The following is a 13,570-nucleotide window of genomic DNA, read 5'->3' as shown; positions in this document are numbered from 1 at the left end:
CGGCATTTGCCTTACTGGGGGAGGCTGTGGCTTAGTGTTGCGGCGGATTAATCCTGATGGTAGCCGGTCACGCGCTCGACTTCATTTTTCGAGCCCAGGATCACCGGCACGCGCTGATGCAGGCCCTCGGGCTGGATGTCGAGGATGCGGGTACGCCCATCCGTCGCCGCCCCGCCGGCCTGTTCGATGACAAAGGCCATCGGATTGGCTTCATACATCAGGCGCAGCTTGCCGGGCTTCTTGGCGTCCTTGGTGTCGAAGGGGTACATGAAGGTGCCGCCGCGATTCATGATGCGGTGCACGTCGGCCACCATGGAACCCACCCAGCGCATGTTGAAATCCTGTCCGCGCGGGCCGGTCTTGCCGGCCACCAGCTCGTCGATGTAGCGCTGCACGGGTTTTTCCCAGTAGCGGTAATTGCTGGCGTTGATGGCGTATTCCTTGCTGTCCGCCGGCACGCGCATGTTTGGGTGAGTCAGGATGAACTCGCCGATATTCGGGTCCAGGGTGAAGCCGTTCACGCCGAAGCCCGAGGTATAGACCAGCATGATCGAGGAACCATATACCGCATAACCGGCGCAGACCTGCTTGCTGCCGGCCTGCTGAAAATCCTTTTCAACCACGTCCCGGCCGCTTTCGGGGGCCTTGAGCACGCTGAAGATGGTGCCGACGCTGATGTTGACGTCGATGTTGCTGGAGCCGTCCAGCGGATCGAAAAGCAGCAGGTAGTCGCCCCGGCGCGCGCCCTTGGGGATCTGGCAGGGATCATCCATTTCCTCGGAACCCATGCCGGCGAGGTGCCCGGTATGGGCCATGCCCTGCAGAATGGCCTCATTGGAGATGACGTCGAGCTTCTGCTGCTGCTCGCCCTGCACGTTTTCCGCGCCTGCCGCGCCGCGGATGTCCAAAAGGCCGGCACGGTTCACGAGGCTGCCGATGTACTTGCAGGCAACCGCTAGATCGTCCAGCAGCGAAGCGATATCCGCAGGAATCTCCGGGTGATTCAGGGCTTCTTCCTGGGCGAACTGTTTCAGGGTCTTGCCAATCTGCATTTACGTATCCTCTTCGTATGGGGGCTGAGCGGTTTCGGTGCTGGGCACGCGGTAGTCCTCGCTGGCCCAGGCACCCAGATCGATCAGGCGGCAACGCTCGCTGCAAAAGGGGCGGTAGGGATTCCCTTCCCAGATGGCAGGCTGGCGACAACGCGGACAGAGACGTCTGACCGGCTTTCCCCTGGCTTTTTCCATGGCAAGTCTCGGTATTTACCTGGCTGGATCGTTGCGGACAGTGTAGCAGAGGCGAACCAGGATGGTCGACTGGCCCGGGTTCTAGTCGGCGCCCGCCAACTGGCGATATCGCAGCATCAGTTGCGCGACCTGGGCTTCGAGTGCTGCCGGGCTGCCATCATTATCGATGATGTCATCGGCATGGCGCAGGCGCTCGGCGCGCGGGCACTGGCTGGCCATGGCGGCCTCGATATCCTTGGCCGTCCAGCCGCCGCGCCCCAGCACGCGCTGATATTGCACCGCCGGGCTGCAATCGATCACCAGCACGCGATCCACGTCCTTCTGCGCGCCAATCTCAACAAGCAAGGGGATCACCTGCATGACCACCGCCGCAGGCGTCCGCCTGCCAATCTGACGGGTGCGTTCGCGCATGAGCTGGCGGATCTGCGGGTGCAGGAGGGCTTCGAGCCAGGCCTTGTCAGCCGGGTCGGAAAAGACGCGCGAACGCAGGAGCGGGCGGTTCAGGCTGCCATCGGGCAGGATGCTGTCCGGGCCGAAGCGGGATTGAATGCGCGTCAGGTTCTCGTGTCCGGGCGCGACCAGCTCGCGGGCGATGAGATCCGCATCCAGAATGTGCGCGCCGAGCCGCTCGAAGGCATGCGCCGCGCGGCTCTTGCCGCAGCCGATGCCCCCGGTCAGGCCGACGCAGAGCATCTCAGCCCCCCAGCAGAGAGAAATAGCCCTGAATGATTTCCTTGGGCCAGAGCAGCATCAGCCAGCCGCCGAGCGCGAGATAGGGACCAAAGGGGATGGCGTGGTGCCGGCCCCGGCCCGCCAGCAAAAGCGCAATGCCGATCAGGCCGCCGAGCAGGGCTGCGATAAAAAGAATCATCGGCACCGCGGTCCAGCCAAGCCAGGCGCCAAGCATCCCCAAAAGCTTCAAATCCCCAAAGCCCATGCCGTGCTGGCCGGAGAATTTGAGGTAGGCCATGGCCAGCAGCCAGAGCACGCCGTAGCCGATGATGGCGCCGAGGATGCTCTCCAATGGGCTGGCGAAGAGAGGATGGCCAAGCAGGTAGGCGCCACTATTGACGATGATGCCCAGCACGATGCCGGGCTTGGTGATGGCATCGGGTAGCAGTTGCGTGTCGAGATCGATGAATGTCAGCGCAATCAGGGCCCAGGTGAGCAGCAGTCCCGGCAAGAGCGCCCAGGTCCAGCCCAGTTGCAGGGCGGTGAAGGCCGACATGCCGGCCGTGAAGAGCTCGACTGCGGGATAGCGCCAACTGATGCCGCTGGCGCAACCGGCGCATTTGCCACGCAGGAAGAGATAGCTCAGCACCGGGATGTTTTCCCAGGGTCGGATGCGGTGCCCACAGGCCGGACAGCTCGATGGCGGGCTGACCACTGAAAGCTGCCGGGGCAGGCGGTGGATGACCACGTTCAGAAAACTGCCGATCAGCAGCCCCAGAAGCCCGATGGAAAACAGCAGCGGGGCGGCCATGCTGGCGGACGGTATCACTGCATTTCCAGCTTCTTGAGCCGGTAGCGGAAGGAGCGGAAGCTGATGCCCAGCAGCCGGGCCGCTTCGGTCTTGACGCCGTTGGCGCGCTCCAAGGCATCGAGCAGGATGCGCTTTTCCGTGGCATCGATGGTGTCATCCAGATTGACTGGCGTCTCCGCAGTTTCCGAGTTGCTCGTGCCGGGCGGCTGCAGGTCATGAGGTTCGATGCTGTCGCCTTCGTAGAGGGCGGCGGCGCGCTCCAGTAGGTTCTCCAGTTCGCGGACGTTGCCGGCAAAGGGATAATGCGTCAACCATGCGAGTGCTGCCGGGCTGAGGGCCAGATTGCCGAGCCCCTGGCGCTCGGCAACGCGCTGCAGCAGGGCCTCGGCAATGACCGGAATGTCCTCCCGGCGCTCCCGAAGTGGCGGTACCGATAGCGGGATCACATTGAGCCGGTAATAAAGGTCCTCGCGAAAGCGCTTCTGGGCCACGAGCTGGGCCAGATCCTGATGCGTCGCAGAAATGATGCGCACGTCCACTGTGACTTCCCGGGTGGCGCCCACGGCCCGCACGGCGCGCTCCTGAATGGCGCGCAGCAGCTTGACCTGCATGTTCAGAGGCAGGTCGGCGACCTCGTCCAGAAACAGGGTCCCGCCATTGGCCGCCTCGAAGAGCCCGGCGCGGCGCTGCGTGGCACCCGTGAAAGCGCCCTTTTCGTAGCCGAAGAACTCGCTTTCGATGAGATTTTCCGGAATCGCGCCACAGTTGACCGGCACGAAAGGCGCGCTGGCGCGCGGACTGGCGGAATGGATGGCGCAGGCCACCAGTTCCTTGCCGGTACCTGATTCTCCGGTAATATGCACCGGGGCCATGCTGCGCCCGAGGCGCTGGATCTGTTCCCGAACGCGGGTGATCGCTGGCGAAACCCCGAGGATGCGGGCCGCATGCTGATGGCAGGAGGCATCTTCCGAACATTTTTCAGCGGCCGGCTTGGCGCCGGCCAGTTGCAGGGCCTTGCGCGCCAGCAAGCGCAGGCGGTTGACGTCTATGGGCTTGGAAACGTAATCGAAGGCGCCGGCCTTCATGGCCTCCACCGCGGTATCCGCCGAGGAAAAGGCGGTGATGACAGCTACAGGGATGTTCGGATAGCGGCTCTGGATCTCGCTGACGATCTCCAGGCCGCTGCCGTCCGGCAGACGCAGGTCGGTCAGGCAGAACTGGATGTCGCCTTGCGCGAGCTGAGCCCTGGCTTCCTGCACGGAGGCTGCCAGGCTGACCTGCAGGTCCATATCTTCCAGGGTATAGGCCAGCAATTCGCGAATGGCCGGTTCGTCATCGACGATGAGAGCGCGGATGTTCTGATCAAGTGAAGCATTCATAGGGATAGGTTTCGTCGGTCTCAGTGGCCGCCATGCCGGTGCTGGGCAAGGCTGCTGCTGGTGGTTTCTGCCGGGGATTGGACATCAGCCAGCGGCAGGGTGATCCTGAAAACGGCCCCACCTCTGGGATGCGTATAATACTCTATTTTTCCGTGATTCTGGAGCACCAGCTCGCGCACGATGTTCAGTCCCAAGCCAGTACCACGGGAATTGGTTGTGAAAAATGGCTCGAAGATGCGCCGGGCAAGGTTGGCGGGCACGCCGGGACCATGATCGCGTACCAGAATGCGTGCGGTGTCGGTATTTTCCCGTTCGACGTGAATCTCGATGCGCGGCATCTGACCTTCGTGATGACCATAGCGGGTCGAATTGCGTACCAGATTCCAGAGCACCTGCTGCAACTGGGCCGGATCCGCCCGGATGATCATGTCCTCGGCCGTCATGTAGTGCTGGATCTCGGCCGCGGAATTGGCGGGATCCTGCTTCAGCTTCTCCATGGCATCCTCGAACCAGGTACGGGCTGGCACGTCCTGGATCTCCGCCGGGCGGGGGCTGCCCAGCTCCAGCACGGATTCCAGGGTCTGGTTCAGGCGATCGGTTTCGGACACGATGATGCGCGTCAGACGCTGCATCTTCGGTTCGCGCTGCCGTTCCGCCAGCAACTGCGCCGCATGGCTGATCGCGCTCAAGGGATTGCGGATCTCGTGCGCGATGTTGGCGGTCAGCCTGCCGAGCGCTGCAAGCTGGGTCTGCTGCTCGCGTGCCTGGTCCTGGCTGACATCGGAAAGCAGCATTAGGACTGCGCCGTTGCTCCTCTCATCCAGTGCCACGCAGCGCACCCGCACCAAATGCTCGTGCAACCGGCGCACCTTGAGAGAGACGGGATCTATCGGCAGTTCCCGCCCAAGGCGGCAGGCGATCACGAACTTCAGCAGGGTCGGGCTGATGATGTCGAGCGGCAGCGGTATTTCCGACCAATCCGGATAGCCGGTCAGGGTGCGCGCCAAGGGGTTGGTCAGCAGAACGCGATTGTCCTGGTTGACCACGATCACGCCCAGATCCATGTGCTGGATGATTTCATTGTTCAGAGCGCTGAGGCTGTGGATTTCCGAGCCCCGTTCCTCCAGCAGTTCTTCCGAGCGCCGCAGCCGGAAGGCGAGATTGTCCGACAGCGTGGCGATGGCAAAGAGCCCGAGACCAAAGATCAACAGATAGGCACTGTTCATGTGCTGCTCGATATTGAGCAGAACCCGCAGTCCTGATAGCAGGAAGATCAGCACCAGGCTGGAAATGGCGAGATAAAAGGCGCTGTGTCCGCCCAGAAGGAAGGCGGCGCTGACAATCACCAGCAGGTAAAGTACCAGCAGCGGACTATGGCTGCCACCGGTGTAATGCACCAGCAGGGTGATCATCAGCGTGTCGAGCAGAATCTGGATCAGCGACAGACGGTAGGGGTTGGTCGGCCAGCGCTTGAGTGTAAATGTCAGGTGCAGGAGACCTACCAGGCCCGCCAGCAACACAGCATTCTGCAGGCGTTCCGGATTTCCGGCGGTCGCGAGCAGCGGCTCCTGCAGGGGCAGGAAGGCAAATACAGACAGCACGGCCAGGATCAGAAGCCGGAACCCGGCCACGCTGAGCAGCATGCGCCAGGCGATTTCGCCGGTCTCGGCCGGGCTGATGAATGGTTTCAACAATTTATCCAGAACCTTTGGCCTTAACCGCCGACCACTGACGCGAGTTTGAAGATGGGCAGGTACATGGCAATCACCAGACCGCCGATCAGGACGCCGAGCACCACCATGATCATGGGTTCCATGAGGCTGGTCATGCGGTTCACGCCCTCATCGACCTCCGCTTCATAGAAGTCCGCCACCTTGCCGAGCATGGTCTCCAGCGAGCCGGATTCCTCGCCGATGCCGATCATCTGTACCACCATGGGCGGGAAGATGCCGGTTTCCGCCATCGGCAACGACAGCCGCTGGCCCTGAGACACGGCCTCGCGGGTGGCGAGAATGGCGCCTTCGATCACCGCATTGCCGGAGGTGCGCGCAATGGTGTCCAGCGATTCGGTCATGGGCACGCCGGCGGCGTGCATGGTAGAAAATGTCCGGGTAAACCGGGCAATGGCGCCCTTGAGCAGGATCTCCCCGAGCACCGGAATCTGCAACAGGCCGCGATCGAATGCCAGTTTGACGCCTGCTGAGCGCTTGTAGGCCTGAAGCAGGGCAACGATGAGCAGGGCAGGTACGCCGAACACTAGATACCAGTAGTCCACGAAGGCATTGGACATCTTGATGACATATGCGGTCAGGGCCGGCAGGTCGGCCCCGAAACCGGAGAACATCTCCGCGAATTTCGGGATGACGAAGATCATCAGGATGGCGGTGATGATGAAGGCCACCACCAGGATGCTGATGGGGTAGAACATGGCCGACTTGATCTTGGCCTTCAGGGCGAAGCTCTTCTCCCGGTAGCCGGCGAGCTTGAGGAGAATGCCATCGAGAATGCCGCCGAGTTCGCCGGCGGCGACCAGCGACACATACAACTTGTCGAAATAGGCTGGATGCTTGGCCAGCGCCACGGACAGCCGCTCGCCGGCCTCGACATCGACCTGCACCGCCTGCAGGAGTGACTTCAGGCCCTGATTGCCGCTGCTGGCCGCGATCATCTCCACCGATTGCACGATGGGAAGGCCGGCGTTGATCATGGTCGCGAGCTGACGGGTGAAGACCACCAGATCCTTTTCCTTGACCCGGCGCTCGCCGAACAGCGGCTTGGCCTTTTTCTTCACCCGCGAAGGGGTCACGCCCTGACGGCGCAGCAGCGCGCGCGCGTAGGTTTCCGTTGGTGCCCTGATCTCGCCCTTCTTCAGGGCGCCTTCCGCATCCTTGCCTTCCCAGACGAATTCAAGTACGACCAGGGCCTTGTTGTTGCGTGCGATTTCCTGAGCTGCCTGCGCCATGAGCTGCCTGCCTAGAGATTGGTGACTCGGGTAATTTCTTCAAGACTGGTGGTGCCATCCATTACGCGCCGCAAGCCGGACTGGCGCAGGGTGTTGATGTTCTCGGCGGCGGCCTGGTGCGCCAGATCCGTTGCGGTCTTGCCTTCCAGGATCAGGTTGCGCATGGCCTCGGATACCGGCATCACCTGATACAGGCCCACCCGGCCCTTGTAGCCGGTGTTGCTGCACTTCTCGCAACCCGTGGCTGTCAGTGGCCGCCAGCCCTTGAGCTCTTCGCGCCTGAAGCCGGCCTGCAGCATGGCGGGCTCGGGAACGCTGGTCGGCTTCTTGCAGTGCTCGCAGAGCCGCCGGGCCAGTCGCTGTGCCAGCACCATGTGCACGGCGGATGCGATATTGAACAAGGGCACGCCCATGTTTTCCAGTCGGGTCAGGGTCTGCGGCGCGTCGTTGGTGTGCAGGGTGGACAGCACCAGGTGCCCCGTCTGTGCCGCCTTGACCGCGATCTCGGCGGTATCAATGTCGCGGATTTCACCGACCATGATGATATCCGGGTCCTGGCGCAGAAAGGCACGCAGCGCGGTGGAAAAGCCCATGCCGATCTTGTCGTTGACATTCACCTGGTTGACGCCGTGGAGATTGATTTCCACCGGGTCTTCCGCCGTGCTGATGTTGACGCTGGCGGTATTGAGAATGTTGAGCGCGGTGTACAGGGTAACGGTCTTGCCGGAGCCGGTGGGACCTGTCACCAGCACCATGCCGTAGGGGCGATGAATGGCTTCGAGGAAGGCGGCCTCCTGCTCGGGAAAGAAACCGAGCTTGTCGATGCCGACCTTGGCCGAGGCCGGGTCGAGCAGACGCAGCACGATCTTCTCGCCATAGAGCGTCGGCAGGAAGCTGATACGAAAATCGATCGCCCGCTCGCGGTTCAGGCGCACCCGCAGCCGACCGTCCTGGGGCACGCGACGCTCACTGATGTCGAGGCGCGCCAGAATCTTCAGGCGCGAGGTGATGCCATCGCGCAGCCCGGTCGGTGGCTGAATGATCTCCTGCAGCATGCCGTCGATGCGATAGCGCACCCGGAAGGACTTCTCATAGGGTTCCAGGTGAATGTCCGAGGCGCCGCGCTGGATGGAATCCAGCAGCAGGTGCTGCACGAATCGCACCACCGGCGCATCCTCGGTGGAGGCCGAGAGCTTTTCGAGCTCGACCTCGGTCTCTTCCGGATTCTCCAAGTTGGCATTGAAGCTACTGTCGCCAATCAGCTCGGCGATATTGCCGCCCATGCGGTTGAAGAGGGTCTCGACGGCGCGCGCCAGCTTGTCCTCTTCGACCAGTACCGGCGTGACCTGCAGCCCGGTATTGAACTTGATGTCGTCGAAACTGCTGAAGTCGGTGGGATCGGAAACTGCGAGAAACAGCTGCTTGCCGTAGCGGGACAGGGGAATGGCGCGATAACGCTGGATCAGCTTGCTGTCGAGCAGCTTGCCTGGGTCACTATCGATATTGACCGCATCCAGGTCCAGCATCGGCAGGCCATAGCGCGCGCTCAGTGCCTGCATCAGATTGCTTGGCGCAACAAGACCCTTCTTGACCAGCATCGCAACCAGCGTGGTGCTCTGCTGTCTGGCATCGGTCAGTGCGGCAGCAATCACCTCTTCCGAGCAGAGCCCCTGATGGATGAGCGCCTGGCCGAGTGAATTTACGGGTGTTTGCGGGTTGACGCTAGCCATTGTCTCAGTATTTCCCTTGCGCCAGCAACACTGGGCTGTTGACCGGTCCAGAGGCGAAAGCTCTCCGCGCCCTGATGCAACAGCATGCCAAGGCCATCCACTGTACAAAGCCCTTTGCTTTGAGCAGCCAGCAACAGCGGTGTGTCAATGGGGTTATAGACGATATCGCAGATAATGCCAGATGAATCCACTTTATCCAGGTCCAGTTCCGGATGATCCTCACCATGCAGGCCACGGCTGCTGGTGTTCACCACCAGACCGATACCGGGCAGGATGGCATCGAGACTGGCGCGCTCCAGGGCGATCGGCTGGATGGGGAGTTTCGCGAAATGCCGGGCCAACTCCTGCGCACGCGCGAGGGTGCGATTGGCAAGATGGATGCGTTCAGCGCCACCGGCCCCCAGGGCCCAGAGAATGGCGCGCGCCGCCCCGCCCGCACCAATCACCAAAGCCCGCCGCCCGCGCCAGTCCAGTCCGGTGTCATCGAGAGCCGCCATGAAGCCGGCGGCATCGGTGTTGTGCCCGTATACACCTTCGGGTCTGATCTGCAGGGTGTTGACCGCACCGATCTCGCGCGCCTCCAGGCTCAGTGCATCCGCCATTTCATGGGCGCGCTCCTTGTGCGGTACCGTCACATTGGCGCCACGCACGCCCAGTGCCCGCAAGCCTTTGAAAGCCGCCGCGAAATCCGCCCCGGCAACCGGAAACGGCACATAGGCCATGTCGACGCCGGTCTGTTCGGCGAAGCTGGCATGCATCAGGGGAGAGAGACTGTGTTCGACAGGATGGCCCAGAATGCCGTAGACGGCGGTTCTGCCGGTGATGGGACGTCTTTGCATCAGGAAGTCTTTGTTAGGCAATAGACTTAAGTAGTATAACCCGCTTCCAGGGTCAGCGGAACCCGCCAGAGACTGTTGCTGCTTTTTCCGGAAAAGACCCTTAAAATAAACCCTTTGGGCCGGTGTGACCGCGCCTGCGCCAACCTCTCTGAAACAGGTGATTCATGGACATACTTCTGGCCAACCCGCGCGGCTTCTGCGCCGGTGTCGACCGTGCCATCCAGATCGTCGAGCGCGCCCTGGAACTGCTCGGCGCGCCCATCTACGTCCGCCATGAGGTGGTGCACAACCGGCATGTCGTGGAAGACCTGCGCGCGCGCGGCGCGATCTTCGTCGATGAGCTCGACGAGGTGCCGGATGACGCCACGGTCATCTTCAGCGCCCATGGGGTTTCCCAGGCCGTCAGGGCGGAGGCCGAAAGGCGCGGGCTCAAGGTGTTCGACGCCACCTGTCCGCTGGTGACCAAGGTGCACATGGAAGTGACCCGCTACAGCCGCGAGGGCCGGGAGATGATCCTGATCGGCCACGCCGGACACCCCGAGGTGGAAGGCACCATGGGCCAGGCGGGCGAGGGCATCATGCACCTGGTCTCGGATGCCGAGGACGTGGGCCGCCTACAGGTGGGCAACCCCGACAATCTGGCCTACATCACCCAGACCACGCTCAGCATGGACGACACCGCGCAGGTCATCAATGCCCTGCGGGAACGCTTCCCGGCCATTCACGGCCCACGCAAGGATGACATCTGCTATGCCACGCAAAACCGCCAGGATGCGGTCAAGCAACTGGCCGAGCAGGTAGAGGTGCTGCTGGTGGTCGGTGCCCCGAACAGCTCCAATTCAAACCGGCTGGCCGAGTTAGGTACCCGGCTTGGCCGGCATGCCCACCTGATCGAGGATGCCAGCCAGTTGCAACAGGACTGGTTTACGGGTGTGGAGCGGGTGGGGGTGACGGCCGGCGCCTCGGCCCCGGAACACCTGGTGCGCGGGGTGATCGAGCAGTTGCAGGCCTGGGGCGGCAATGTCGCCACCGAGATGGATGGGGTGCGGGAGAAGGTGGTGTTCAGCCTGCCGCTGGCGCTGGCGCGGGTGGCTGGTTAAAAAGAAAAGCCGGGAAGCGCTCCCGGCTTTGTTCAACTCAGGTTTCCCCGACTTTAAAACACTTCGCGCCATGAGATCGGCCGGAAGTTGCCGGTCCGCTTGTTGCCACCGCGCTCCATGACCACTCGGATGCTGGTGTCGCTCTTGGATATGAACTTTTTATCACGGAGCCCGTCATCCAGAATGGTTGGCTTGGCAGCGAAGCCATTTCCAATCTGCAGCGCACCAGGAGTGCCCTTGTAGGTTTTGTCACCACTAGTCACATCACCGGTGACATCATTCCCATCCAGTTCACCATCATTGTTGATGTCCAGTTCAGGCTGCTCAAAGGCTGCACCTGTCAGATAGTTGAAGTCGTAGAGCCAGCCTGTTCCGCCAAAGCTGCAAGGATCTTCGTTCGGAATGAAGCTGGTGAAAATCAAGGCACCATTGCGCACCTGCGGGTTGGTGACGTTCCGTTCACCGCTGTCAATGAAATCCATGTACCAGCCATCTTTGACAGTCCAGTCTACATTGTTCGACGTCATCAGCCGTGTCTGCTGACCATTGATGGTGGCGGTATAGAGGGATTGTTGCACCAGGGTTCTGCGGTCCGTGCTGGCGATTGCGGACCCTGAGTCCTTGATGGCGTAAAAACTTTGCGTCTGGGTATCGGTGGCATCCGTTGCTCCAAGATAGCGGCCGGTGCCAAAGAGAATGATCAGCATGCCGTTGGTGGGATGTTTGACGATTTCCGGGGCAGCAGTGATCGGTTGCGCTTGATTGCTTGCATTCTTGACGGTGATCAATGGCAGCTTGGTGCTGCCTACTTTGAAGGCAATATCCCAACTGTTTGAGTTGCTTGCAGTAAGATCGAACTTCCAGAGACTGCCATTGAGATCTCCGGCATAAATATAATCTGCTACGCCATCCCCATCCTCGTCAGCCGCCGATGGCTGGCCAAGCCCACTGGGATTGGCAGCAGTCCCAATGGTCGTTGAGATCTTCTCAATGATCGCTCCTGTATCAGGATTCAGAAGATACAGATAGCCCTGGCCTGAGTTGTTATAACCGGACGTCACGGCGACCACCCAGCCTTCCGCAGCCGTTTTGATGATGAGTGGGCGGCCAAAGCTGTAACCCATGTCAGCATCCGTGAATTCCCATTTTACTATCGATTTCAGGCCTTCTTCTGTTGTGCTAGTCGGATTGGTTACATCAAGGGCGTAAAAACCCTTGCCGCCTTTGCCCAGGCCACCGACAAGCAAGGTTTTCCATGAAGTGCCTGTATAAACGTCACCAACAGTAATAGGTCCATCGACATAATACTGATGTGCATAGGGAATGTTGGAAAGATTTTTTAGCTGATCCATGAGCAGGTTGGGCACATAGGCAAAGGCCTCTGCACCGGTTGATGCATTGAATGCATGTAGCATGCCGTCGTTTGCACCAACATAGATCATTGGAGTACGGTTTGCATGGTCACTTTTGAAAGTCTGGTAAGTGGCATCCGAGTAAGTAAAAGGGGGCTTCGCGACATATACCGGCTGTGAGTTGACGATGTCGCCTAATGGTCCGTCGCGATCTCGAAATGTCACTCCCTCATCTTGCGTGCGGCCCCGCAAGAAATTAAGTCGGTTCTCATCAACAAGGTGTGTCTTCTGTGCGCTACTGAGGGTGGCCCAGGTAAATGCAATCCCGGTACTGCCGTTATAAGAAATGATCTTGCGCGTATCAGTAGTTGCAGAGACGCGCTGCTTGAGCTGGGTGTTGGCGCTGCCCGAGGTCCAGCTAGGTGTGGCCTTGGTGATTTCGCCATTCGCTATTTCGACCGGATAGGCTTGCAGATCACCCGCCCATGAACCGGAATCAAAGGTGGCCTGATAGATGCGGGTATCCGAACTGACGGTAGTCGTATTGACAGCTACAGCTGCGGCAGAAGCGGTACGCGCGGCGATGTCGTTGACGACTCTTTGCAGGGCCTGGATCAATTGCGCGGAGTTGCTTGCCGTGAAGTATTGCCCGTGCCCATATTCAGCAGCATCTTCCATCATCTGGTTGTCGGCGGCGAAGCCGATGGTGTAGGTATTGAGGTTTTGCTTTTTGTATTCTGGATCGTTGTAGCTTACATCGGCATTGTCAGTGCCGGTGCGCCTCATGTCGATGTCATAGGCGAACTTGGCGAGGTCGTCGAGATAGAGTGAGTAGCCTTCTTTTGCTTCAGAGTCGGTGGGCTGAAAGCCATCGGAGTACTGGGGGAAGTTGGGATACATGCTGCTGCTTGTATCAGGCGCCAGCCCATCCCAATTGGGAAGTCTGGAGTTGTTATCGTCCGGGTCGCTCGCTGGTATATTCGTGTCGTAAGTCGGCAAACCATCGGTAATCACAATGGTGAAATTCTTTTGGCATCGGTATTGGATAGGGCTGGTGTAGCTGACGTCGCTATGGTAATAGCTTGACATGCCTCGAAAATAGCGCGTGATTTCGTAAAGGGCCTCTGACAGAGGGGTGCTGGTCGAAGCACTGTAGCCAGAAATTGCGCTAGTCAGATCAGTTGTACTGCTTCCGCAGGTAGCATCGATCGTTGCACCGTGACCATAGTTTTGAGACGTACCTGAGCCGGCGTAGAAGCTGGATACACCAAAACGCATGCCACTGGAATTATTGACAAGATCTGTTGCCACCCGCTTGGCTACGGTCATGCGGGTCTCGTTTGGAATCGTGCCGCCACTCAAGTCCGTGCCGTTGGCATAAGTACTGAACAAAAAATTTAGATAGTTGCCACTATAGCGTGTATTGCCACCACCTACTGGGTCAGGGAGCTTTAAGCATCTAGTACTGTTTCCCCTAA

11 protein-coding genes are annotated in these 13,570 nt (G+C 60.3%); 1 reads left to right on the top strand and 10 read right to left on the bottom strand.

Annotated elements, in window-relative coordinates; translation table 11 throughout:
- Positions 1–47: 47 nt before the first annotated feature.
- From WOB96_RS03840 to aroE, 9 genes are all read right to left on the bottom strand, one after another.
- Entirely contained in the window at positions 48–1,052 is a 1,005-nt protein-coding gene (locus tag WOB96_RS03840) for a class 1 fructose-bisphosphatase (protein WP_341369956.1), read from the bottom strand.
- Positions 1,053–1,247, bottom strand: a complete 195-nt coding sequence (locus WOB96_RS03835; RefSeq protein ID WP_341369955.1) for a DNA gyrase inhibitor YacG — start codon at positions 1,245–1,247, stop codon at positions 1,053–1,055.
- 81 nt (positions 1,248–1,328) lie between these two features.
- Positions 1,329–1,940: a dephospho-CoA kinase gene (coaE, locus tag WOB96_RS03830; protein WP_341369954.1), complete on the bottom strand. Its 612-nt coding sequence runs from the start codon at positions 1,938–1,940 to the stop codon at positions 1,329–1,331.
- Between the two features lies 1 nt (position 1,941).
- Positions 1,942–2,730 (bottom strand): prepilin peptidase, encoded by a 789-nt coding sequence (locus WOB96_RS03825; RefSeq protein ID WP_341369953.1) that lies wholly within the window; start codon positions 2,728–2,730, stop codon positions 1,942–1,944.
- Positions 2,731–2,744: 14 nt separating this feature from the next.
- Positions 2,745–4,109 (bottom strand): sigma-54-dependent transcriptional regulator, encoded by a 1,365-nt coding sequence (locus tag WOB96_RS03820; protein ID WP_341369952.1) that lies wholly within the window; start codon positions 4,107–4,109, stop codon positions 2,745–2,747.
- Between the two features lie 20 nt (positions 4,110–4,129).
- A complete protein-coding gene (locus WOB96_RS03815; RefSeq protein WP_341369951.1) occupies positions 4,130–5,800 on the bottom strand; it encodes a two-component system sensor histidine kinase NtrB in 1,671 nt (556 codons plus the stop codon).
- A 23-nt stretch (positions 5,801–5,823) separates the two neighbouring features.
- Positions 5,824–7,071 (bottom strand): type II secretion system F family protein, encoded by a 1,248-nt coding sequence (locus WOB96_RS03810; protein WP_341369950.1) that lies wholly within the window; start codon positions 7,069–7,071, stop codon positions 5,824–5,826.
- 11 nt (positions 7,072–7,082) lie between these two features.
- A complete protein-coding gene (pilB, locus tag WOB96_RS03805; protein ID WP_341369949.1) occupies positions 7,083–8,801 on the bottom strand; it encodes a type IV-A pilus assembly ATPase PilB in 1,719 nt (572 codons plus the stop codon).
- Positions 8,771–9,640, bottom strand: coding sequence for a shikimate dehydrogenase (gene aroE / locus WOB96_RS03800; RefSeq protein ID WP_341369948.1), 870 nt, complete (start codon positions 9,638–9,640; stop codon positions 8,771–8,773). Before aroE ends, pilB begins: the two co-directional genes overlap by 31 nt.
- Positions 9,641–9,804: 164 nt before the next feature.
- Here aroE and ispH point away from each other — a divergent pair, with 164 nt between their 5' ends.
- A complete protein-coding gene (ispH, locus tag WOB96_RS03795) occupies positions 9,805–10,740 on the top strand; it encodes a 4-hydroxy-3-methylbut-2-enyl diphosphate reductase (RefSeq protein ID WP_341369947.1) in 936 nt (311 codons plus the stop codon).
- A 53-nt stretch (positions 10,741–10,793) separates the two neighbouring features.
- On the opposite strand, the gene WOB96_RS03790 is transcribed toward ispH, so the two are convergent.
- Positions 10,794–13,421, bottom strand: a complete 2,628-nt coding sequence (locus WOB96_RS03790; protein WP_341369946.1) for a pilus assembly protein — start codon at positions 13,419–13,421, stop codon at positions 10,794–10,796.
- Positions 13,422–13,570: the final 149 nt, after the last annotated feature.

Origin of the sequence: Thermithiobacillus plumbiphilus, from assembly GCF_038070005.1 — a bacterium.
In the GTDB taxonomy this organism is placed as follows: domain Bacteria; phylum Pseudomonadota; class Gammaproteobacteria; order Acidithiobacillales; family Thermithiobacillaceae; genus JBBPCO01.
This window is presented reverse-complemented; position numbering and strand designations above follow the sequence as displayed.

Bases quoted from the DNA above. Each gene is read 5' to 3' on its own strand.
- WOB96_RS03840 (WP_341369956.1), bottom strand. From the start codon at position 1,052: ATGCAGATTGGCAAGACCCTGAAACAGTTCGCCCAGGAAGAAGCCCTG.
- WOB96_RS03835 (WP_341369955.1), bottom strand. From the start codon at position 1,247: ATGGAAAAAGCCAGGGGAAAGCCGGTCAGACGTCTCTGTCCGCGTTGT.
- coaE (WP_341369954.1), bottom strand. From the start codon at position 1,940: ATGCTCTGCGTCGGCCTGACCGGGGGCATCGGCTGCGGCAAGAGCCGC.
- WOB96_RS03825 (WP_341369953.1), bottom strand. From the start codon at position 2,730: ATGGCCGCCCCGCTGCTGTTTTCCATCGGGCTTCTGGGGCTGCTGATC.
- WOB96_RS03820 (WP_341369952.1), bottom strand. From the start codon at position 4,109: ATGAATGCTTCACTTGATCAGAACATCCGCGCTCTCATCGTCGATGAC.
- WOB96_RS03810 (WP_341369950.1), bottom strand. From the start codon at position 7,071: ATGGCGCAGGCAGCTCAGGAAATCGCACGCAACAACAAGGCCCTGGTC.
- pilB (WP_341369949.1), bottom strand. From the start codon at position 8,801: ATGGCTAGCGTCAACCCGCAAACACCCGTAAATTCACTCGGCCAGGCG.
- aroE (WP_341369948.1), bottom strand. From the start codon at position 9,640: ATGCAAAGACGTCCCATCACCGGCAGAACCGCCGTCTACGGCATTCTG.
- ispH (WP_341369947.1), top strand. From the start codon at position 9,805: ATGGACATACTTCTGGCCAACCCGCGCGGCTTCTGCGCCGGTGTCGAC.
- WOB96_RS03790 (WP_341369946.1), bottom strand. From the start codon at position 13,421: ATGACCGTAGCCAAGCGGGTGGCAACAGATCTTGTCAATAATTCCAGT.